Genomic DNA, 19,127 nt, shown 5'->3' with positions numbered 1-19,127 from the left:
GACGGCCGAGGGCGTGTTAGCCCGCGACCAGCGCTTCCTTGGTCTTCTCGGCGCGCTTGCGGTCGTTGGCGTCGAGGTGACGCTTGCGCAGGCGGATCGACTTCGGGGTGATTTCCACCAGCTCGTCGTTCTCGATGTAGGCCAAAGCCTTTTCCAGCGTCATGCGGATCGGCGGCGTCAGACGCACCGCTTCGTCCTTCGACGTGGTGCGGATGTTGGTGAGCTGCTTGCCCTTGAGCACGTTGATCTCGAGATCGTTCTCGCGGGTGTGCTCGCCGACGATCATGCCCTTGTAGACCTTCCAGCCCGGCTCGATCATCATCGGGCCGCGGTCTTCCAGCTTGAACATGGCGTAAGCGACCGCTTCGCCCTGATCGTTGGAAATCAGCACGCCGTTGCGGCGGCCCTGGATGTCGCCCTTGTAGGGCAGGTAGTCGTGGAACAGGCGGTTCATGATCGCCGTGCCGCGGGTGTCGGTCATCAGTTCGCCCTGATAGCCGATCAGGCCGCGCGTCGGCGCGTAGAACACCAGACGCAGACGGTTGCCGCCGGAGGGGCGCATCTCGATCATCTCGGCCTTGCGCTCGCTCATCTTCTGCACGACCACGCCGGAGAATTCCTCGTCGACGTCGACCACGACTTCCTCGATCGGCTCGAGCAACTGGCCGTTGTCGTCCTTGGTCAGAACGACGCGCGGACGCGACACGGACAGTTCGAAGCCTTCGCGGCGCATGTTCTCGATCAGGATCGCGAGCTGCAATTCGCCGCGGCCCGACACTTCCATCGAGTCCTTGTCGGCGGCTTCAACCACGCGCAGCGCGACGTTGCCTTCGGCTTCGCGCAGCAGGCGGTCGCGGATCAGGCGGCTGGTGACCTTGTCGCCTTCGGTGCCGGCGAGCGGCGAGTTGTTGACGATGAACGACATCGACACGGTCGGCGGATCGATAGGCTGCGCCTGGATCGGCGTATCGACGGTGGGATCGCAGAACGTGTCAGCGACGGTGCCCTTGGTGAGGCCCGCGATGGCGACGATGTCGCCGGCTTCTGCGAGCTCGACCGGCTGGCGCTCAAGGCCGCGGAACGCGAGGATCTTGGTGATGCGGCCGGTTTCGACCGTCTTGCCGTCGCGCGACAGCACCTTCACCGCCTGGTTCGGCTTCACCGATCCGGACGCGATGCGGCCGGTGATGATGCGGCCGAGATAGGGGTTGGCTTCGAGAATGGTGCCGAGCAGACGGAACGGACCTTCTTCGACCACCGGCGGCGCGACATGCTTGATGACGAGATCGAACAGCGGCCGCATACCGTTGCCGTTGTCCTCGGCGGTGGTGCCCATCCAGCCGTTCTTGCCGGAGCCGTAGAGAATCGGGAAATCGAGCTGATCGTCGGTGGCGTCGAGCGCCGCGAACAGGTCGAACACTTCATTGACGACTTCGATGACGCGCGCGTCGGGACGATCCACCTTGTTGATGGCGACGATCGGCTTGAGGCCGAGCTTGAGCGCCTTGCCGACCACGAACTTGGTCTGCGGCATCGGGCCTTCCGCGGCGTCGACGAGAACGATCACGCCGTCGACCATCGACAGGATGCGCTCGACCTCGCCGCCGAAATCGGCGTGGCCCGGGGTGTCGACGATGTTGATGCGGGTGTCTTCCCACTCGACCGAGGTGCACTTGGCCAGAATGGTGATGCCGCGCTCGCGTTCGATGTCGTTGGAGTCCATCGCGCGCTCGACCTGCCGCTGGTTGTCGCGGTAGGTGCCGGATTGCTGGAGCAGCTTGTCGACGAGGGTCGTCTTGCCATGGTCGACGTGGGCGATGATGGCGATGTTTCGCAGATTCATGTTCGTTTCGTTCTGGCCGCTGTCAGCGCGGTCCGCAAAAGGTGGCGGTTGCACGGGAGAGAACTCTTCAAAAAGAGTCTGCCCAAAAAAGAGCTTGCCCGGTCCATGATGAACCGGGCACTCGATACCGTTGCGGCGCAATATAGTCAGAAATCGCTCAAAAACAATCGGCAAAGCGGCTGTTTTTGGCCTTTTCGCGGGTTTGCTTAAACCGCCAAAAAAGACCTCAAAACAGGCCTCAGGCCACCTGACTCCGGGCCACCCGGGGCGAATTGTCGGGCATATCGATCAAAAACGCCTTCCGGTCGGCCACCGCGTTGTGGAACTGCTCCAGCGCGATGCTGAAAGCGGTCAGCGAACCCTCCTCGATGGCGCCGTCCTCGAAGCAATGCAGCGTCTCGCGCATGATCTCGTCGGCCTCCGCCTGCATGGCGTCGAGTTCGTCGATCGAGGTGGTTTTTCGCGCGGCAGTCAGCATTTCCAGGAGGCGCTCGCGCAGGCCTGAATTGGTGACGCGCTCGTCCTTGCGCAGATAGCTCGCAAACCACGCGCCGGCCGAGCCGAGCGCGGACAGCGCCATCAGGCTGCCCCAGATGTAATCGCTGTACTTGTCGAGGAAGCTTTTTTCCTCGCCGTCGACATAGGCCGCAGCACCCGGATGCGCCGGAATCGCGGCGTCCTTGTCGGTGTCCGGCGTCTCGAGCTTCGCGGTCTGCGGGAATTCGTTCTGAACCGCCTGCCGGATCGAGAACAGTTCGCGGGTCAGCGCGCCGGCGGTGGTTTCCGACAGCGATTTCCGCGCGACGATGTGATGCGCGAACGCGATGGTGTCGATCTTGTCGTCGGGCCGGACCGGCTTCGCGCCGAACGTGCCGGCGGGAATTTCGCCGGACTCATAGACCGGAAATTTTTGCGCGATGGCGTCGGCGGTATCCAGCGTCAGGAACGTGGCTTCCTTCCCGTCGCGGGTGGTGGCCGCGATGGCGTCCGCGGTGATCTTGCTGTTGAGCGGCCCGACCGCGAGGAAGGCGTCGAGCTTTTCATTCTTGACCGCCTCGGCGAAGCCGGTGGTGGTGAACTGCACCACGTGAACGCTCTCGGGCTTCACGCCGGATTGCGTCAGGATGACCTTCAGCAGATTGACGTTGGCCTGGGTGCGGCCGATCACGCCGATGCGTTTTCCGGCGAGCTGCTCGATCTTGGTGATGCCGCCTTTTTTCTTTCCGGTGCCAATGGCCCACAGCACGGCGAAATTCTTCCGGATGCTGGCGATGGCCTGCGCATCCTTCGGCAGTTCGACGTCGCCGCGAACGACAGCCAGATCGGCGGTGCCGGCGTTGAGGCTCGCCGCACTGGCGCTGGTGCCGTCGGTGACGATCGGACGAAGCCGCACATACTTGCGCTCGCGCGACAGGGTCTGCGCGATCGACTGGATGACCTTGACGTCATCGCTGTAGGGAGGTCCGACCGCAATCCGCAAATGGACCGGACGGTTCAGGTAGTAGGTCGCGCCGACCACGGCGGCCACGGTCGCCAGCACGGCGGCGACCACCACCAGCATGGCCTTCATCTTGTGCGGCCGGGGGGCACCGGGCTGTCGCGGAAGCTCGGCTGCCGTCGATCTGGAAAACATGTCGCTCAAGCTCATGGTTCACCACGCGTCCGGCGTTCGGCCGCATCATACCAGAGGAATGGGATACTTGCAGGTTCCATATGGGTCATGGTTAGCGCCAGCCGGAAGGCTTTTCCGTGGTGAACGGACCCATTGCTGTCGGTATTTGTTTGGGATGACAAGGCCTAGTGTGGTGGCTCGCAAGTCCGCATCATTTCTACAGCACGGCCTTTTGCGGACTTGCGAGCCAAAACCACACTAGAATCCATGATTTCCAGTGTCCTTTTGAATCCGAAGTTCGCTATGGAGATGCCGCAAGATGAGGCGAACTTCGGATTCAGGACACTGGCTGTAAAGTTCAGGTGAACGAAGGAGACAGCAATGGTTGAACGGCTCTCTGCCGAGGCGCGCGCGGCGGCGCTGGCGAAACTGAACGGCTGGTCGGATGTGCCCGGCCGCGACGCCATCGCCCGGACGTTCACGTTCAAGGATTTCAACGAGGCGTTCGGGTTCATGACCCGCGCGGCGCTGGTCGCCGAGAAAAGCGACCATCATCCGGAGTGGCGCAACGTCTACAAGACCGTCGAGGTGGTGCTCTCCACCCACGACGCCGGCGGGGTCACCAGCCGCGACATCGCACTGGCCGAGGCCATGAACAGGATCGCGGGCTGAGACCATCGTCTTGCAGCGGGTTGCTTGCTTCTTATGTGATGTGGGCGCGTTGCAGCGAGCAACCGCCTGAGGGAACCCGACCATGACGTCCGACGACACGGTGCATTTCGGTCCGGCCGAGAAGCTTGCGAAAGATCCCGAGCGCGTGCGCAAGGGATTCTGGATCAAGCTCAAGCGCGTGGCGACCAGGCTGCCTTTCGCCGAAGACCTGCTCGCCGCGTATTACTGCGCGTTCGACCGCGAGACGCCGCGCCATGTGCAGGCGGCGCTGCTCGGCGCCATCGCCTATTTCGTGCTGCCGTTCGACTTCGTTCCCGACGTGCTGCCGATCCTCGGCTTCACCGATGACGCGGCGGTGCTCGCCACCGCGATCCGGATGGTATCGAGCCATATCACCCCGGAGCATCGCGCGGCCGCGCACACCGCAATGATGCGTGGGCTGGATGAGGCGGAAGGCTGAGTTTGGTAAGATGTCTCAACTCGTCATGCCCGGCCCTTGTGCCGGGCATCCACGCCTTCCTTGATTTAACTTTCGCAACACGTGGATGGCCGGGACAAGCCCGGCCATGACGTCGAGAATTCAATACTTTGCTTCATCTCACGGATGCAGGATCACCTTGCCCATGGCCTTGCGCTCGGCAAGCACCTTGAGGGCGTCGGTGGTTTTCTCCAGCGGGAAAGTGCTGTCGACGTGGGATGAAATCTTTCCCTCCGCCGCCCACTTCATCAGCTTTTCGAGCGCGGCGCGGCCCTGCTTCGGCTCACGCTTCATGTGCGCGCCCCAGAACACGCCGCGAATGTCGCAGCCCTTGAGCAATGCGAGATTGAGCGGGATCTTCGGAATTTCTCCGGCGGCGAACCCGATCACCAGGAAGCGTCCCTTCCATCCGAGCGAGCGCACGCCGGTCTCGGCGTAAGCGCCGCCGACCGGATCGAACACGATGTCGATGCCCTTTTCGCCGCCGGCCTTCTTGAGCGCTTCCCGCAAATCTTCCTTGGCGTAATTGATGGTGAGATCCGCGCCGTGCTTCTTGGCGAATTCAAGTTTCTCGTCGCTTGACGCGCAGGCGATCACCTTCAGCCCGAGCACCTTGCCGAGTTCGCAGGCGGCAAGGCCGACGCCGCCCGCCGCGCCGAACACCGCGAGCGTTTCGCCCGGTTTCGGATCGGCGCGATCCTCCAGCGCATGAAGTGCGGTGCCGTAGATCACGATGACGCCGGCGGCGCGGTCGAAGTCGAGATTGTCCGGAATCTTCACAGCCGCACTCGCCGGCAGCGCGATCTTCTGCCGCGCGCCGTTGTGCCCGCAGGACGCCGCGACGCGATCGCCCGGCTTGAGATCGGTCACGCCCTCGCCGACGCTTTCGACGACGCCTGCGATTTCAGCGGCCGGTGAAAACGGAAACGGCGGCTTCACCTGATATTTTCCCTGGATCATCAGCAGGTCGAAAAAATTCAGCGCCGCCGCCTTGATCGCGATGACGACTTCGCCCGGCCCCGGGATCGGATCGGGAATATCGCTCAACACCAGATCGTCGGGACCGCAATACTGCGAGCAGAGAATGGCTTTCATCGAGGCACCTGAACAGTTCAAGGAAACGGAAACAGGCGATCTTCTTGCCGGATTTGGCACGACCGGACAATCGCTAATGATCCGGTTCTGACATTCGTATCGCATCTTTGCGGGCACTTTACGAATGTCAGAACCGAAGGATCATTAGAATTATATTTTGCAAGTGTCCTTTCGTATCCGACGTTCGCCCGGAATGCGCTGCAACGTGAAGCGAACGTCGGATACGGGACACTTGCGGCACCGAACTATGTTTGAAAAGCTATTGTCCTGAGCGGCACTGCCCCCTCTGCACGGATGCAAAGTCGCGGTTGCGACAAAGCGTTGCGGCGAAGGTTAACTTTCCAACAAGCGGTTTGGGGTCTATTGCACATCCCCACGGAATGGCGAGCCATCTTCCAGTCACAATATTGAAGGAACCAGTTCCGGTGATGTCCTTGCAGCGAACGTTGATTGTTTTCGTGGCGGCCCTGCCGGTTTTCGGCTTTGCATTTGCCGCCTCCGCACAAACCCCGCAGAGCAAGTCCGCGAAACCCGCGCCGAAGGCAGCGCCTGCGCCCGCAAAATCCTCCGCGAAGAGCGCGCCCGCCAAGCCTGCACCCGCGGCCGCCGGCAATGCCGAGCCTTCGCTGATCGGCCAGTTCGGCACCTGGGGCGCCTACACCGCGACGCCGAACGGCAAGAAGGTGTGCTTCGCGCTCGCCAAGCCCGCGTCGTCGAAAACCAATCCGCCGAACCGGCCGCGCGATCCGTCCTATGCTTTCATTTCGACGCGCCCCGGCGAGAAGGTGTCGAACGAAGTCTCGATCATGATCGGCTACACGCTGAAGCCGGGCTCCGAAGGATCGGTTGAGGTCGGCGGCGCGCGCTATGCGATGTACACCCAGGGCGACGGGCTCTGGATCAAGAACGCCGCCGAGGAAGACCGTCTGGTGGAGGCGCTGCGCAAGGGCGCCGACGCGGTGGTCAAGGGCACCTCCGCCAAGGGCACCGAGACCACCGACACGTTCCCGCTGAAGGGCCTGTCGCAGGCGCTGGACAAGCTGGCGCAGGAGTGCAAGCGCTAAAGACGGTCGCAATTGCCGGATAGAGGCTCTATATAGCGGGTCACGGGGCTTTGGGTTCCGTCGCGCCCGGCCTTGCCGCTGCAATTTTCCCGAGACACGTATCGATATGACGATCACCGAAGCCTCAGGCGTCCCGGAGTTGGGCGTCCTCGAAAAGACCGCCCTTGAAACCTACGTGCCGCCGGCCAAGCCGTCGCTGGTCGGGCTGTCGCGCGAGGAACTGGCCGAGCGTCTCGGCGACATCGGCGTGGCACCGGGTCAGCGCAAGATGCGCGTGCAGCAACTCTGGCACTGGATGTATGTGCGCGGCGCGCAGACCTTCGCCGACATGACCAACGTGTCGAAAGACATGCGCGCGCAACTCGAGCAGCATTACACCGTGGACCGGCCCGAGGTCGTCGCCGAGCAGATCTCGAACGACGGCACGCGCAAGTGGCTGCTGCGGCTGCCGAGCGGTCACGCCTCCGAGCGCCCGCACGAGGTCGAGTGCGTCTACATTCCCGAAACCGATCGCGGAACTCTTTGTGTATCGTCGCAGGTCGGCTGCACGCTGAACTGCACGTTCTGCCACACCGGCACGCAGCGGCTGGTGCGCAATCTCACCGCGGGCGAAATCGCCGGACAGGTGATGGTGGCGCGGGATCGTCTCAACGACTGGATCGACCGCGAGACGCCGAACGGCAACCGCCTCGTCACCAACGTCGTGATGATGGGCATGGGCGAGCCGCTGTACAATTTCGAAGCGGTGCGCGACGCGCTGCTGATTGTTTCCGACAACGAAGGCATCGGCATTTCCCGCCGCCGCATCACGCTCTCCACATCGGGCGTGGTGCCGAACATCGCGCGCACGGGCGATGAGATCGGCGTGATGCTCGCGATCTCGCTGCATGCGGTGCGCGACGAATTGCGCGACGAGCTGGTGCCGCTGAACAAGAAGTACAACATCAAGGAATTGCTGGACGCCTGCCGCGCCTATCCCGGCTCGTCCAACTCGCGCCGCATCACCTTCGAGTATGTGATGCTGAAAGGCGTCAACGACTCGCTCGACGACGCGAAGCTGCTGGTGAAGCTGCTCAAGGGCATCCCGGCCAAGATCAATCTCATTCCGTTCAATCCGTGGCCCGGCACCAAATATGAGTGCTCGGACTGGGACCAGATCGAGAAGTTCTCCGAGTATGTTTTCAACGCCGGCTATTCGTCGCCGGTGCGCACGCCGCGCGGCCGCGACATTCTCGCTGCCTGCGGGCAGTTGAAGTCTGAGACAGAAAAACTCTCGGCGCGCGAACGTCAGGCGCTGCGCGCGATGGCGATGACGGATTAATTCCATGGCCGTGATCGGACGACTGTTCGCAATCTTCTTCGGCTTTCTCCTCGCCTGCTTCGTGGCCGGCGCGGTCGTGCTGTACGCGATCTTCTTTCCCGAAATGAACGATGTATCGTTCGACGTCGATCAGGGCGCGATCAATCTGGTGCTCGGGTTCGGCTTCATGCTGGTCAGCGGTTTCGCGCTGCTGCCGGCGCTCGTGATCGCGCTGGTCACCGAGGCGTTTTCGATCCGGCACATCCTCGCCTACGCGGTCGCGGGCGGCATCGCGGGCCTGCTGTGCTATCTCGGCTTCATTCCGTTCGACACCGTGAACATGACCTTCAACGGCATCGTGCGCCGGCATCTTGAAGTCATGGTCGGCGCGGGCATTCTCGGCGGCGTGATCTACTGGATGATCGCGGGCCGCAACGCGGGCGCGTGGCGTTCGCTGCCGTCAGCGCCACCGCCGTCCCTGCCGCCGATCCCGCGCTGACATTAAGGGTCTGCGCGATTGCGGCGAATGCACCGCTTTTCATCATTGATCGCCTCGGCTAAACACCGGCCATGAACCGCACCGGCCTTTTTATCGCGCTTGGACTGTCGCTCGTTTTCGGATTGCTGTTCGGGCTCTATCCCGAACTCGATCTGAAAGTCGCGGCGTATTTCTACGACGCGACGGCCAAGACCTTTCCATTGAAGACGGTGACGTGGGCGATGATCGCGCGCGACGGCGCGATGTGGATCGCATGGGCGTTCGTCATCCCGTCCATCGTCGCCCTCGTCGTCAAGCTGGTGCGGCCGGTGAAGCCGCTGATGATGTCCGGCCGCGCGATGACGTTCCTGCTGGTGACGATGCTGCTGTCGGCCATCGTGCTGTCGAACATCGTGTTCAAGGGATACTGGGGCCGTCCGCGTCCCATCACCGTGACGGAGTTCGGGGGCAAGCTCGACTTCGTGCCGTGGTGGGACCCGCGCGGCGCGTGTCCGAAAAACTGCTCGTTCTTTTCCGGCGAAGGCGTGACCGCGTTCTGGACCTATGCGCCCGCAGCGTTGACGCCACCGGCCTGGCGTCCCGCAGCTTACGTCGCGGCGACCGCATTCGGCCTTGCTACGGGCGGATTGCGGATGGCGTTCGGCGGACACTTCCTGACCGACGTGCTGTTCTCAGGCAGCGTTGCGTTTCTCGTGGTCTGGCTGGCCTACGCCCTGATCTATCGCTGGCCCTCGACGCGGCTGTCCGACTACGGCGTCGATGCGTGGCTCACCCGGTTTGCGTGGCCGGGCTACCGCTGGATGCAAAAGCGCCTCGGCCGCGATGTGGGCGACGCGCCGCGATTGCGGCCGGGCGCGGAAACGCCGGCTCAGGACGCACCTTCGGTGCTTCGGCCTTAACCGGCAGAGCGAAAGCAGCCAATATCGGCGGCCTTCCCATCGCCCCCCAATCTTTCTATAGAAAGCCGATCCCGGCTGCGGCCCATTGAATGGACGTTCCATGAGTACGATTCTGAAGAGCCTCCCCAAGGGAGAAAATGTCGGCATCGCTTTTTCGGGCGGGCTCGACACCAGCGCGGCGCTGCTTTGGATGAAGCAGAAAGGCGCCCGCGTCTTTGCCTATACCGCCAATCTGGGCCAACCCGACGAGGCCGACTACGACGAGATTCCACGCAAGGCCATGGAGTTCGGCGCGGAGAAAGCGCGCCTCGTGGATTGCCGGACGCAACTGGTTCACGAAGGCATTGCCGCGATTCAATCGGGCGCCTTCCACGTCTCGACCGGCGGCATCGCCTACTTCAACACCACGCCGCTCGGCCGCGCCGTGACCGGCACGATGCTGGTCTCGGCCATGAAGGAAGACGGCGTCAACATCTGGGGCGACGGCTCGACCTACAAGGGCAACGATATCGAGCGGTTCTACCGCTACGGACTGCTGACCAATCCGGACCTGAAGATCTACAAGCCGTGGCTCGACGATCAGTTCATTGACGAACTGGGCGGCCGCGCGGAAATGTCGGCGTTCATGACCAGGCATGGTTTCGCCTACAAGATGAGCGCCGAAAAAGCGTACTCGACCGACAGCAATCTTCTCGGCGCGACGCATGAGGCCAAGGATCTCGAGCACCTCGACAGCGGCATCAAGATCGTCAATCCGATCATGGGCGTTCCGTTCTGGCGTGACGACTGCGCCGTCAAGGCCGAGAAGGTCTCAATAAGTTTTGTGGAAGGTCAGCCTGTTGCGCTGAACGGTGAGGCTTTCGCAAATTCCGTCGATCTGTTTCTTGAAGCCAATGCCATCGGCGGCCGGCATGGCCTCGGCATGAGCGACCAGATCGAGAACCGGATCATCGAAGCGAAGAGCCGCGGTATCTACGAGGCGCCGGGCATGGCGCTGCTGCACATCGCCTACGAACGTCTCGTCACCGGCATCCACAACGAAGACACCATCGAGCAATACCGGATCAGCGGCATGCGGCTTGGCCGCTTGCTCTATCAGGGGCGGTGGTTCGATTCGCAGGCCCTGATGCTGCGCGAAACGGCGCAGCGCTGGGTGGCGCGCGCGATCACCGGCGAGGTGACACTCGAACTGCGCCGCGGCAACGACTACTCGATCCTGAACACCGAGAGCCCCAACCTGACCTATGCGCCGGAGCGGCTGAGCATGGAGAAGGTCGAGGACGCGCCGTTCACGCCGGGCGACCGCATCGGCCAGTTGACCATGCGCAACCTCGATATTTCCGATACGCGCGGCAAACTGAATCTCTACACAAAGACCGGCTTGCTGTCGGCCGGCGAAGGCTCTCACATCCCCAGGCTCGACAGCGACAAAAGCTGAAACGCACGGAAACGGGATTGCACATAGGCTGGTAGAACATGGGCTGGGAGCACATCGCGCCGGACGGGGAGATCTTCTCCCCTCACCGCTATCCCAACGGACTCTACCGCGTGGCGGACCCTGCGCTGGGCGACGTGAAGCATCATGCGAAGAACCAGCTGTCGGCCCGCGAGGATCAGATCGAGGGCTATCTGCAGCGCGGTTTCTGGCTGCGCATGAAGGGCGATGTGGCGGGAAAAGTGAATCTGATCGCGCCGTCGGAAATCAAGCGCGTCTGAACCTCTGCGCATCTGAATTTTTTGAGTGATGGCCGCCCTGTCTTCTGCGTCGTCCCCGCAAAAGCGGGGACGACATCGTGGGTGCAGACGCAGTCACAACAAGCAAGCATCGCAAAATAAAAACGGCCGGGAAATTTCCCGGCCGTTTGCATTGATGTGTACGCCTCGCCTTAGCGACGCGGCGGCGCGGTACCCGGAGGCGGTGCCGGCAGCGACGCCTGACCGCCATTGAGCAGCGGCGTGATGTTGCGCACCGTGACGCGGCGGTTGCGGCGTTCCGGTCCGTCGGTCGGGATCTTCAGGTACTGCTCGCCGTAGCCCTGCGACGTGAGGTTTTCCGCGGGCACGCCGAACTGCTGAGTCAGCAGCGTTGCGGCCGACTCGGCGCGGCGATCCGACAGCGACAGGTTGTCGACGTCGTTGCCGACCGCGTCGGTGTGACCCTCGATCAGGAACACCGTCTGCGGATTGCGCTGGATGGCGCGGTTGATGCCGTCAGCGATGACCTGCAGCTTCGCGGCCTGATCCGGCGGAATCTCCCACGACCCGGTTTCGAAGTTGATGCTGTCGAGATCGATACTCGGCATGCGCTGACGCACCGACGGGCTGTAGCGGATTTCGTCGAGCGAGTAAGGCCGTTCGATCCGCTCCACCGGAGGCGCGATCATCGTGTCGTAGATCAGATCCGGCGGCGCATCGTCGGCATCGACGATGTAGCGGTTCTGCGGAATGCGCAGCACCGGCGGCGGCAGCGAGACGAAGTAGCCGCCGATGGCGCCGGCAACCACACCGGCGGCGAGACCGGCACCGAAGCCGGGTCCGCGGGAACGGTTGTCTATGATGATGATCTCGCGTCCATCCGGACCGCGGCGGATACGCCGGAGCAGACCACCACGCTCGTCATTGATGGTGATGATCTGCGAACCGTCCGGACGCACCACGACGGTTCGCGTGTCGTTGCCGTCGCGAGTGACGCGCACGTCGCGCGCGCCGTAACGGAAACGATCGACGTCGTTGTGACGCACGAACGACTGCCCGTTCGGATCCTGGATGATCACACGTCCGGGTTCGCGGATGACCGTGCGTCCGCCTTCCGTGGTCTGCTGACGCTGGCCGCGGAGATCATCCACGCGTCCGGCTGGACGCGCACCCGGCTGCTGCACCGGGATTGGCGTCGCCTGAACCGCAGGCGCGGCGGGCAACGGTGCGGCGACAGGCGCGACGGCCGGTGCGGCCGGTGTGCCCGCCGGCATTCCCGGCGGCGGACCCTGACGCTGGCCGCGGCGTCCATCCGTTCCCGTTGCGGGCGGCTGGCCCGGCGCGGCGGGAGCAGCGCCCGGCGTTGCAGGAGGTGTGGCCGCGGCAGGAGGCGTTCCCGGCGCAGGCGTTGCGCCCGGCGTAGCAGGCGGTGTTGTCGTCGCAGCAGGAGGCGTTCCCGGTGCCGCTGGACGCGCGCCATCGGTGGGGCGCGGCGGCGTCACGTCACGCACGCCCGGCGCGACCGGAGGTGCATTCGGCGGACGCGGCGCTCCAGGTGCTGTCGAAGGCGCACCGGCCGGCGGTGTTGCGGCTGGCGGTGTTGCGGCTGGCGGAGTCGCAGTCGACGGCGCGGGCGCGCCGTTCGGCGCAGCCTTAGGCGCTTCCTTCGGAGCTTCCCTGGGTGCGGCAGCCGGTGGCGTCGGCGCAGGTGTGGGCGCTGGTGCTGCTTTCGGAGCGGCCGCAGGTGGTGGTGGCGGTGACGGTGGCGCTGCCTTGGGCGCAGCGGCTGGAGGCGGCGGAGGTGCTGCCTTCGGTGCAGCCGGCGGCGGAGGCGGAGCAGCCTTCGGTGGCGCAGGAGGTGGAGGAGGTGCGGCCTTTGGCGCAGCAGGCGGCGGCGGTGGCGCAGCCCTCGGCGGCGCGGGCGGCGGTGGAGGTGCTGCCTTCGGCGGTGCGGGCGGAGGTGGGGGCGCTGCGCGCGGTGCAGCCGGCGGCGGAGGTGGAGGTGCAGCCCTCGGCGGTGGCGGCGGCGGCGGAGCTGCTTTCGGAGCAGCAGGCGGTGGCGCTGGCGCAGCCTTCGGAGGCGCGGGCGGTGCGGCTTTCGGCGGTGCCTTCGGTGCGTTCGGATCCGCCGGAGCGGCGGCTTGCGCGACGACGAATGACGACGTCTCGGCGTGAGCCGGAAGCTGCGAAACCTGAATGGCGGCGATGGCAGTCGTCGTCAGCAGAATGAGTCGAATGTTCTTCATGGAGACCTTCGGGGTAAGAAGAAAATCGAGATAGGCGAGAGTCGAGATGAGTGAGAGTCGAGATGAGAAGAAACCGGGCAGCCGGTGCGGCTGTTCTCCGTCGCGTGAATGTGGTCGCAGTCAGCCGATAGTGATTAGGCGGCAGCAATGTGGCGAAGCGCGTCGACGCGCCAACTATTTTGATTTCGTACGCGAATCGGCACGCGAGAATGAATGCACGTTAATCGAAGACGCGAAAAATCTACATCGTCCCCGGCGGCAATTGCGGTGCACCAGGATTCACGTCGGGATCGGAGCCGGGTAAATCGACGATCCCGGGATCGTTGGCGGGATAAGGCGTGCGCGGGCCGTCGGGACCATGAACCGGTATTTCGTCAGGCGAGTTCGGCGGAAGCTCGCGCGGTGACTTGGGATCGGCCGGATCGTCGATGACCGGCGGAATTTCCGGCCGAGGGTTGCCGGGCGGATTTTCCACCGGCGGCTCGTCGGGAATACCCGGCGTCGGCGGCGGAATTTCCGGCGGATCGCCCACGCCTGGGTTTTCAGGCACCTGCATCACATCGCGACCTCTCATCGATTCAATGAGACAACGGATCAAGGAAAGCTATGTTCCGTCGCGGGCAGGACGATCGGTGCGGGTTTGCCGCATATTGACAGCGTGACGAAAAGCCACGGAAAGTGGCGAAATACGACTTTGGGGAAATATCCGATGCCGCTCGCTTACTGGTGCGTCCTGATCGCGGCGCTGCTGCCTTATGCGCTGGGCAAATACGCCAAGCTCGGCGCCCCCAGCGACAACCGGTATCCGCGCGAGGACTACGACAACCTTCCGCCGAAACACCGGCGCGCCTATGCCGCGCACCAGAATGGCCTCGAGAGCTTTCCGTTTTTCGCCGTCGCGGTGGTGATCGCGCTCACCATGGGCGCGCAGATTTACGCGGTGAATGTGCTTGCGGTGATTTACGTGCTGCTGCGGATCGCGCACGCGCTCTTGTACATCTTCAACCAGCCGACCGCGCGGTCGCTGGTGTTCGCTGCCGCGATGGCGGTCAATGTCGCGATCTTCGTTCTGCCGGCGTTCAAGTAACCTGGCAACGAAACCCGGCTGTCCGTTACGTCATTGCGAGCGAAGCAATCCACGTTTAGAAATAACGAAAGCTGGATTGCTTCGTCGCAAGTGCTCCTCGCAATGGCGAGGCAGGAGTCGTGCTATCTCCGCACCAGCAGCGTGTTGCTGCGGGTCTTGCCGGCAATGGCATAGCCGCGCGCTTCCATGTCTCTAATGCAATCGGTCTGCCAGTCTTTCCGTTCCAGATGTTCGATGGCGACAGCGCGCGGCCACAGCGATTGCGGCGCGTCGCGGAAGAACGGCGTCAGCACGCGGTCCTCATAGCCTTCGACATCGATCTTGAGCGCATCGACATGATCGATGCCGGCATCGGTCAAAACCGTCAGCAGCCGGTGCGCGGGCACCTCAACGTCGCCGGTGGATGAGACATGACTCGCGCCGAGATTGCCGCCGTCGGTCTCGATTTTCAAAACGCCCTCGGTATCGCCCGCCGCCGCTCTCACCAGCGTGAGGTTCGTCAATTGCGAGGCCTGCGCGTTGAAGGCAAGCCGCGCACTCGCGCTCGGCAGCGGCTCGATGGCAATGACGCGGCCGTTCGCGCCCACATGCTTCGCCAGCGCCACCGCATAGGTGCCGACATTGGCGCCGACATCAACGAACACGCCGCCCGGCGGCGCATACTCGCGCAGGAAATCCAGCTCTGGCAGATTGTAATCGGGATTGAACAGCGCGCCGCGTTCGGTGCCGCTGGCCAGATGATGCAGCCGGAACGACGCGCCCTGATAGGTGGCGTCGATCGGTCCGTCGCCAAGCAGACTGACCAGCCGCGACAGCCAGGGCCGGAACGCGCCGCGCTTCAGGCCCGACCCGTGCGCGGCGGCGATCACCGCGCGCTGCATCGCGTTGGGGGCGTAGGCGCCGAACGGCTTCTGGTCTGTGTCCTGGGTGTTGCTCATGCGGCAGTCATCGCGCGAGTAACCGCCGGTTTCAAGAACTCATTCAAGAGTTCTCGGGCGGGTTTTTGGTGTTTTTGGAACGGGTTTTTGCAGATACCGCTCGGAGGCGGAGGCGACCTGTCCCTCGGCCCTGATGGAATCCGCGCACGAGATCCGCCTCCGCCAGACCGGAGAGGCCGGCGGCCGCGAGCCAGTTCATGATGTCGATGCGTGTGTTGACGTCCATCCTGCGGCAGTCCATCGAGAATCCGCGCAAGGATCAAACGCGCGGCAGCCATGTTCGCCTTTTTACGGCGCTTCCGATTGGATCGGATACGACTAAATAGCGATTCCGGTCATGTCAGGGCGACATCGTTTTCACTTCCATAAGGACCGCAGACCATGGCTTCCGACCCGCGCGTGAAAATCGTCGGCGACATCAAGACCGCGCCGCTGTTCGACATCGTCATCGATCTCAATCCACGCCTGAACATCGGCGAAGGCCCGTTCGGCCGCCGGATTCTTTACGGCGCAGCAGGCGGATCGTTCTCAGGCGACAGGCTGCACGGCGACGTGATCGCAGGCGGCGGCGACTGGGCGTTGTTTCGTCCCGATGGCGGCATGGCACTGGATGTGCGGCTGACGCTGCGCACCCATGACGATGCGCTGATCCACATGACCTATGGCGGACGCTGGATCACGCCACCGGAGTTGCGCGCGGACATGGCCGATCCGGTCAAGCGGTTGCAGATCGATCCCGCGCGCTATTACTTCAGAACCAACCCGCTGTTCGAGACCGGCGCAAAACAATATGCGTGGCTGAACGACATCGTCTGCATCGGCACCGGCTATCTGGTCGAGGGTGCCGTGGCCTACAAGGTTTCGCAGGTTGTGTGAGCGGTGCGTGACGCTTTGTTCGGCTGCAAAAACCCACAGTAGTCATGCCCGGCCTTGTGCCGGGCATCCACGTCTTTCTTCAACAAAGCCATCCTAAAACGTGGATGGCCGGGACAAGCCCGGCCATGACGAAGAGCGCACGTTACACAAGTCGAAAAATCAAACCTGCCGTTCGACCATCTTCAGCTTGAGATCGGCGATGGCTTCCGACGGGTTCAGTCCCTTCGGGCAGGCCTTGGCGCAATTCATGATGGTGTGGCAGCGATAAAGCCGGAACGGATCTTCCAGATTGTCGAGGCGTTCGCCGGTGGCTTCGTCGCGCGAATCCTTGACCCAGCGGTCGGCAGCCAGCAGTGCTGCGGGGCCCAAAAAGCGATCGCTGTTCCACCAGTAGCTCGGGCACGAGGTCGAGCAGCAGGCGCACAGGATGCATTCGTAAAGTCCGTCCAGCTTGGCGCGGTCTTCCGGCGACTGCTTCCATTCCTTCTGCGGGGTCGGCGATGTGGTGTGCAGCCACGGTTCGATGGAGGCGTATTGCGCATAGAAATTGGTGAGATCCGGAACCAGATCCTTCACCACCGGCTGATGCGGCAGCGGCTTGATATTGACGGAGCCGTTATCGACGTCGTGCATCGACTTGGTGCAGGCTAGCGTGTTCGCGCCGTCGATGTTCATGGCGCAGGAGCCGCAGACGCCTTCGCGGCAGGAGCGGCGGAAGGTCAGCGTCGGATCGATGTTGTTCTTGATCCAGATCAGGCCATCGAGAACCATCGGCCCGCAATCGGCGGTGTCGACGTAATAGGTGTCGGTGCTCGGGTTCTTGCCGTCGTCCGGATTCCAGCGATAGATCTTGTACTCGCGCAACTGCGCGGGCGCGGCACCGGCCGGCTTCGGCCATTCCTTGCCGCCGCTGATCGTGGAATTCTTCGGCAGTGTGAACTGAACCATGCTTTCAAGCCTTCGCTAATTCGTTCTCGGCAGCGATCAGTAAACGCGCGCTTTCGGCGGAATGTACTGAACGTCGTTGGTCATCGTGTAGTCATGCACCGGGCGATAATCGATCTTGGAATTGCCCTTGTCGTCGATCCACGACAGCGTGTGCTTCATCCAGTTGACGTCGTCGCGGTCGGCGAAATCCTCGCGGGCATGCGCGCCGCGGCTTTCGGTGCGATTGGCGGCGGAGTCCATCGTCACCACGGCCTGCACGATCAGGTTGTCGAATTCCAGCGTTTCCATCAGGTCCGAATTCCACACCAGCGAACGGTCCGCGACCGAGATGTCGCCGATGCCGCCGTGCACCTTGTGGATCAGGTCGGAGCCTTCGCGCAGCACATCGCCGGTGCGGAACACCGCGCAGTTGTTCTGCATCACATGCTGCATGTTATCGCGCAACTTCGCGGTCGGCGTGCCGCCGGAGGCGTGGCGGTAATGATCGAGCCGACCGAGTGCGAGGTCCGCGGAGTTCGCGGGCAGATCCGGCTGCGAGGCGTTCGGCGTCAGCTTGTCGGCGCAGCGCAAGGCTGCGGCGCGGCCGAACACCACGAGATCGATCAGCGAGTTGGAGCCGAGACGATTCGCGCCGTGCACCGAGACGCAAGCGGCTTCGCCGATCGCCATCAGGCCCGGCACCACCGCGTTGTCGTCGCCGTCCTTCTTGGTCAGGACTTCGGCGTGATAGTTCGTGGGGATGCCGCCCATGTTGTAGTGCACGGTCGGGATCATCGGGATCGGCTCGCGCGTCACATCGACGCCTGCGAAGATCTTCGCCGATTCCGAAATGCCGGGCAGGCGTTCATGAAGAATCTTCGGATCGAGATGGTCGAGATGAAGGTAGATGTGATCCTTCTTCTTGCCGACGCCGCGGCCTTCGCGGATTTCAATGGTCATCGCGCGCGAGACGACGTCGCGCGACGCCAGATCCTTGGCGGAGGGCGCATAGCGCTCCATGAAGCGCTCGCCCTCGGAGTTGACGAGATAGCCGCCCTCGCCGCGCGCGCCTTCGGTGACCAGACAGCCCGAACCGTAGATGCCGGTCGGATGGAATTGCACGAACTCCATGTCCTGCAACGGCAGGCCCGAACGCAGCACCATCGCGCCGCCGTCGCCGGTGCAGGTGTGCGCCGAGGTGCACGACGCATAGGCGCGGCCATAGCCGCCGGTGGCCAAAATAGTCGTCTGGGCGCGGAAACGGTGGATCGTGCCGTCGTCGAGCTTGAGCGCGATCACGCCGCGGCAGACGCCCTGGTCGTCCATGATGAGATCGATGGCGAAGAACTCGATGAAGAATTCCGCCGCGTGGCGCAGCGCCTGGCCGTACATGGTGTGCAGCATGGCGTGGCCGGTGCGGTCGGCGGCGGCGCAGGTGCGCTGCGCCTGCCCCTTGCCGTAGTCCAGCGTCATGCCGCCGAACGGGCGCTGATAGATCTTGCCGTCTTCGGTGCGCGAGAACGGCACGCCCCAGTGTTCGAGTTCGTAGACGGCTTCCGGCGCGTTGCGCACCATGTATTCGATGGAGTCCTGATCGCCGAGCCAGTCCGACCCCTTCACGGTGTCGTACATGTGCCAGCGCCAGTCGTCCTTGTGCATGTTGCCGAGCGAGGCGGAGATGCCGCCCTGTGCAGCGACCGTATGCGAGCGCGTCGGGAAAACTTTCGTGATGCACGCCGTGCGCAGGCCCGCTTCCGAGCAACCAACCACCGCGCGCAGACCGGCGCCGCCGGCGCCGACGACGATCACGTCATAGGTATGGTCTTCGATGGGATAGGCCGACCCATTGACCTTGCCGTTGGTGGCGGGCGCGCTCTGGCCGTTCGACGCCATGGG

General features: G+C 63.4%; 20 protein-coding genes. 11 read left to right on the top strand and 9 right to left on the bottom strand.

The genetic code is table 11. The features are described from left to right. Window positions 1–16: 16 nt before the first annotated feature. Together typA and AC07UB_RS11715 are read right to left on the bottom strand one after the other, a co-directional pair. The gene (typA, locus tag AC07UB_RS11720) at window positions 17–1,843 is read right to left on the bottom strand and encodes a translational GTPase TypA (RefSeq protein ID WP_492791335.1); all 1,827 of its coding nucleotides are present in this window, start codon (window positions 1,841–1,843) and stop codon (window positions 17–19) included. A 238-nt stretch (window positions 1,844–2,081) separates the two neighbouring features. Continuing rightward, window positions 2,082–3,491 carry a TAXI family TRAP transporter solute-binding subunit gene (locus AC07UB_RS11715; protein ID WP_492791336.1) on the bottom strand — a complete coding sequence of 470 codons (1,410 nt, stop codon included), beginning with the start codon at window positions 3,489–3,491 and terminating at the stop codon, window positions 2,082–2,084. Between the two features lie 345 nt (window positions 3,492–3,836). Here AC07UB_RS11715 and AC07UB_RS11710 point away from each other — a divergent pair, with 345 nt between their 5' ends. Both AC07UB_RS11710 and AC07UB_RS11705 read left to right on the top strand, forming a co-directional pair. Beyond that, complete coding sequence (locus AC07UB_RS11710) at window positions 3,837–4,127, top strand: 4a-hydroxytetrahydrobiopterin dehydratase (protein ID WP_494653113.1); 291 nt, start codon at window positions 3,837–3,839, stop codon at window positions 4,125–4,127. A gap of 82 nt (window positions 4,128–4,209) precedes the next feature. After that, on the top strand, window positions 4,210–4,587 hold the full coding sequence (locus tag AC07UB_RS11705) for a YkvA family protein (protein ID WP_494653111.1): 378 nt from the start codon (window positions 4,210–4,212) through the stop codon (window positions 4,585–4,587). Window positions 4,588–4,725: 138 nt separating this feature from the next. Here the strand turns inward: AC07UB_RS11705 and AC07UB_RS11700 are convergent, their stop codons facing one another. After that, entirely contained in the window at window positions 4,726–5,700 is a 975-nt protein-coding gene (locus tag AC07UB_RS11700) for an NADPH:quinone oxidoreductase family protein (RefSeq protein ID WP_494653110.1), read from the bottom strand. A gap of 428 nt (window positions 5,701–6,128) precedes the next feature. Between AC07UB_RS11700 and AC07UB_RS11695 the strand changes: the two genes are divergently transcribed. The 6 genes from AC07UB_RS11695 to AC07UB_RS11670 all read left to right on the top strand — a co-directional run bounded on the left by AC07UB_RS11695 (window position 6,129) and on the right by AC07UB_RS11670 (window position 11,178). Further along, complete coding sequence (locus AC07UB_RS11695) at window positions 6,129–6,764, top strand: invasion associated locus B family protein (protein ID WP_492791340.1); 636 nt, start codon at window positions 6,129–6,131, stop codon at window positions 6,762–6,764. 106 nt (window positions 6,765–6,870) lie between these two features. Then, a complete protein-coding gene (gene rlmN, locus AC07UB_RS11690) occupies window positions 6,871–8,085 on the top strand; it encodes a dual-specificity RNA methyltransferase RlmN (RefSeq protein ID WP_492791341.1) in 1,215 nt (404 codons plus the stop codon). A gap of 4 nt (window positions 8,086–8,089) precedes the next feature. Further along, window positions 8,090–8,563 (top strand): hypothetical protein, encoded by a 474-nt coding sequence (locus AC07UB_RS11685; RefSeq protein WP_494653107.1) that lies wholly within the window; start codon window positions 8,090–8,092, stop codon window positions 8,561–8,563. 71 nt (window positions 8,564–8,634) lie between these two features. Beyond that, window positions 8,635–9,462 (top strand): phosphatase PAP2 family protein, encoded by an 828-nt coding sequence (locus tag AC07UB_RS11680; RefSeq protein ID WP_494653106.1) that lies wholly within the window; start codon window positions 8,635–8,637, stop codon window positions 9,460–9,462. 100 nt (window positions 9,463–9,562) lie between these two features. Beyond that, window positions 9,563–10,900: an argininosuccinate synthase gene (gene argG / locus AC07UB_RS11675; RefSeq protein ID WP_494653105.1), complete on the top strand. Its 1,338-nt coding sequence runs from the start codon at window positions 9,563–9,565 to the stop codon at window positions 10,898–10,900. 38 nt (window positions 10,901–10,938) lie between these two features. Next, window positions 10,939–11,178, top strand: a complete 240-nt coding sequence (locus tag AC07UB_RS11670; protein WP_492791345.1) for a hypothetical protein — start codon at window positions 10,939–10,941, stop codon at window positions 11,176–11,178. Between the two features lie 170 nt (window positions 11,179–11,348). Here AC07UB_RS11670 and AC07UB_RS11665 read toward each other — a convergent pair whose 3' ends face one another. After that, window positions 11,349–12,659 carry an OmpA family protein gene (locus AC07UB_RS11665; protein ID WP_494653104.1) on the bottom strand — a complete coding sequence of 437 codons (1,311 nt, stop codon included), beginning with the start codon at window positions 12,657–12,659 and terminating at the stop codon, window positions 11,349–11,351. Window positions 12,660–12,838: 179 nt separating this feature from the next. On the opposite strand from AC07UB_RS11665, the gene AC07UB_RS11660 reads away from it, so the two are divergent. After that, a complete protein-coding gene (locus AC07UB_RS11660) occupies window positions 12,839–13,387 on the top strand; it encodes a hypothetical protein (protein ID WP_494653103.1) in 549 nt (182 codons plus the stop codon). 257 nt (window positions 13,388–13,644) lie between these two features. Here the strand turns inward: AC07UB_RS11660 and AC07UB_RS11655 are convergent, their stop codons facing one another. Next, window positions 13,645–13,977: a hypothetical protein gene (locus tag AC07UB_RS11655; RefSeq protein WP_494655267.1), complete on the bottom strand. Its 333-nt coding sequence runs from the start codon at window positions 13,975–13,977 to the stop codon at window positions 13,645–13,647. A gap of 135 nt (window positions 13,978–14,112) precedes the next feature. On the opposite strand from AC07UB_RS11655, the gene AC07UB_RS11650 reads away from it, so the two are divergent. Further along, complete coding sequence (locus AC07UB_RS11650) at window positions 14,113–14,490, top strand: MAPEG family protein (RefSeq protein WP_492791349.1); 378 nt, start codon at window positions 14,113–14,115, stop codon at window positions 14,488–14,490. A gap of 122 nt (window positions 14,491–14,612) precedes the next feature. Here AC07UB_RS11650 and AC07UB_RS11645 read toward each other — a convergent pair whose 3' ends face one another. Together AC07UB_RS11645 and AC07UB_RS11640 are read right to left on the bottom strand one after the other, a co-directional pair. Next, window positions 14,613–15,428 carry an FkbM family methyltransferase gene (locus AC07UB_RS11645; protein ID WP_494653100.1) on the bottom strand — a complete coding sequence of 272 codons (816 nt, stop codon included), beginning with the start codon at window positions 15,426–15,428 and terminating at the stop codon, window positions 14,613–14,615. A 43-nt stretch (window positions 15,429–15,471) separates the two neighbouring features. After that, window positions 15,472–15,654, bottom strand: coding sequence for a hypothetical protein (locus tag AC07UB_RS11640; RefSeq protein ID WP_494653099.1), 183 nt, complete (start codon window positions 15,652–15,654; stop codon window positions 15,472–15,474). A gap of 155 nt (window positions 15,655–15,809) precedes the next feature. Here AC07UB_RS11640 and AC07UB_RS11635 point away from each other — a divergent pair, with 155 nt between their 5' ends. Next, window positions 15,810–16,304: a DUF3237 domain-containing protein gene (locus AC07UB_RS11635; protein WP_494653097.1), complete on the top strand. Its 495-nt coding sequence runs from the start codon at window positions 15,810–15,812 to the stop codon at window positions 16,302–16,304. A gap of 159 nt (window positions 16,305–16,463) precedes the next feature. Here AC07UB_RS11635 and AC07UB_RS11630 read toward each other — a convergent pair whose 3' ends face one another. Together AC07UB_RS11630 and sdhA are read right to left on the bottom strand one after the other, a co-directional pair. Continuing rightward, window positions 16,464–17,252: a succinate dehydrogenase iron-sulfur subunit gene (locus AC07UB_RS11630; protein ID WP_492791353.1), complete on the bottom strand. Its 789-nt coding sequence runs from the start codon at window positions 17,250–17,252 to the stop codon at window positions 16,464–16,466. A 36-nt stretch (window positions 17,253–17,288) separates the two neighbouring features. Continuing rightward, entirely contained in the window at window positions 17,289–19,124 is a 1,836-nt protein-coding gene (sdhA, locus tag AC07UB_RS11625) for a succinate dehydrogenase flavoprotein subunit (protein WP_492791354.1), read from the bottom strand. Window positions 19,125–19,127: the final 3 nt, after the last annotated feature.

This window comes from Afipia sp. GW821-FHT04G03 (assembly GCF_059419985.1).
The sequence above is the reverse complement of the archived record's forward strand: the minus strand, read 5'-3'. Positions and strand labels throughout refer to the sequence as shown.

What these genes read in the sequence shown, in the direction of transcription:
- typA (WP_492791335.1), bottom strand. Translation starts at nt 1,843, where the DNA reads ATGAATCTGCGAAACATCGCCATCATCGCCCACGTCGACCATGGCAAG.
- AC07UB_RS11715 (WP_492791336.1), bottom strand. Translation starts at nt 3,491, where the DNA reads ATGAGCTTGAGCGACATGTTTTCCAGATCGACGGCAGCCGAGCTTCCG.
- AC07UB_RS11710 (WP_494653113.1), top strand. Translation starts at nt 3,837, where the DNA reads ATGGTTGAACGGCTCTCTGCCGAGGCGCGCGCGGCGGCGCTGGCGAAA.
- AC07UB_RS11705 (WP_494653111.1), top strand. Translation starts at nt 4,210, where the DNA reads ATGACGTCCGACGACACGGTGCATTTCGGTCCGGCCGAGAAGCTTGCG.
- AC07UB_RS11700 (WP_494653110.1), bottom strand. Translation starts at nt 5,700, where the DNA reads ATGAAAGCCATTCTCTGCTCGCAGTATTGCGGTCCCGACGATCTGGTG.
- AC07UB_RS11695 (WP_492791340.1), top strand. Translation starts at nt 6,129, where the DNA reads ATGTCCTTGCAGCGAACGTTGATTGTTTTCGTGGCGGCCCTGCCGGTT.
- rlmN (WP_492791341.1), top strand. Translation starts at nt 6,871, where the DNA reads ATGACGATCACCGAAGCCTCAGGCGTCCCGGAGTTGGGCGTCCTCGAA.
- AC07UB_RS11685 (WP_494653107.1), top strand. Translation starts at nt 8,090, where the DNA reads ATGGCCGTGATCGGACGACTGTTCGCAATCTTCTTCGGCTTTCTCCTC.
- AC07UB_RS11680 (WP_494653106.1), top strand. Translation starts at nt 8,635, where the DNA reads ATGAACCGCACCGGCCTTTTTATCGCGCTTGGACTGTCGCTCGTTTTC.
- argG (WP_494653105.1), top strand. Translation starts at nt 9,563, where the DNA reads ATGAGTACGATTCTGAAGAGCCTCCCCAAGGGAGAAAATGTCGGCATC.
- AC07UB_RS11670 (WP_492791345.1), top strand. Translation starts at nt 10,939, where the DNA reads ATGGGCTGGGAGCACATCGCGCCGGACGGGGAGATCTTCTCCCCTCAC.
- AC07UB_RS11655 (WP_494655267.1), bottom strand. Translation starts at nt 13,977, where the DNA reads ATGAGAGGTCGCGATGTGATGCAGGTGCCTGAAAACCCAGGCGTGGGC.
- AC07UB_RS11650 (WP_492791349.1), top strand. Translation starts at nt 14,113, where the DNA reads ATGCCGCTCGCTTACTGGTGCGTCCTGATCGCGGCGCTGCTGCCTTAT.
- AC07UB_RS11645 (WP_494653100.1), bottom strand. Translation starts at nt 15,428, where the DNA reads ATGAGCAACACCCAGGACACAGACCAGAAGCCGTTCGGCGCCTACGCC.
- AC07UB_RS11640 (WP_494653099.1), bottom strand. Translation starts at nt 15,654, where the DNA reads ATGGACGTCAACACACGCATCGACATCATGAACTGGCTCGCGGCCGCC.
- AC07UB_RS11635 (WP_494653097.1), top strand. Translation starts at nt 15,810, where the DNA reads ATGGCTTCCGACCCGCGCGTGAAAATCGTCGGCGACATCAAGACCGCG.
- AC07UB_RS11630 (WP_492791353.1), bottom strand. Translation starts at nt 17,252, where the DNA reads ATGGTTCAGTTCACACTGCCGAAGAATTCCACGATCAGCGGCGGCAAG.
- sdhA (WP_492791354.1), bottom strand. Translation starts at nt 19,124, where the DNA reads ATGGCGTCGAACGGCCAGAGCGCGCCCGCCACCAACGGCAAGGTCAAT.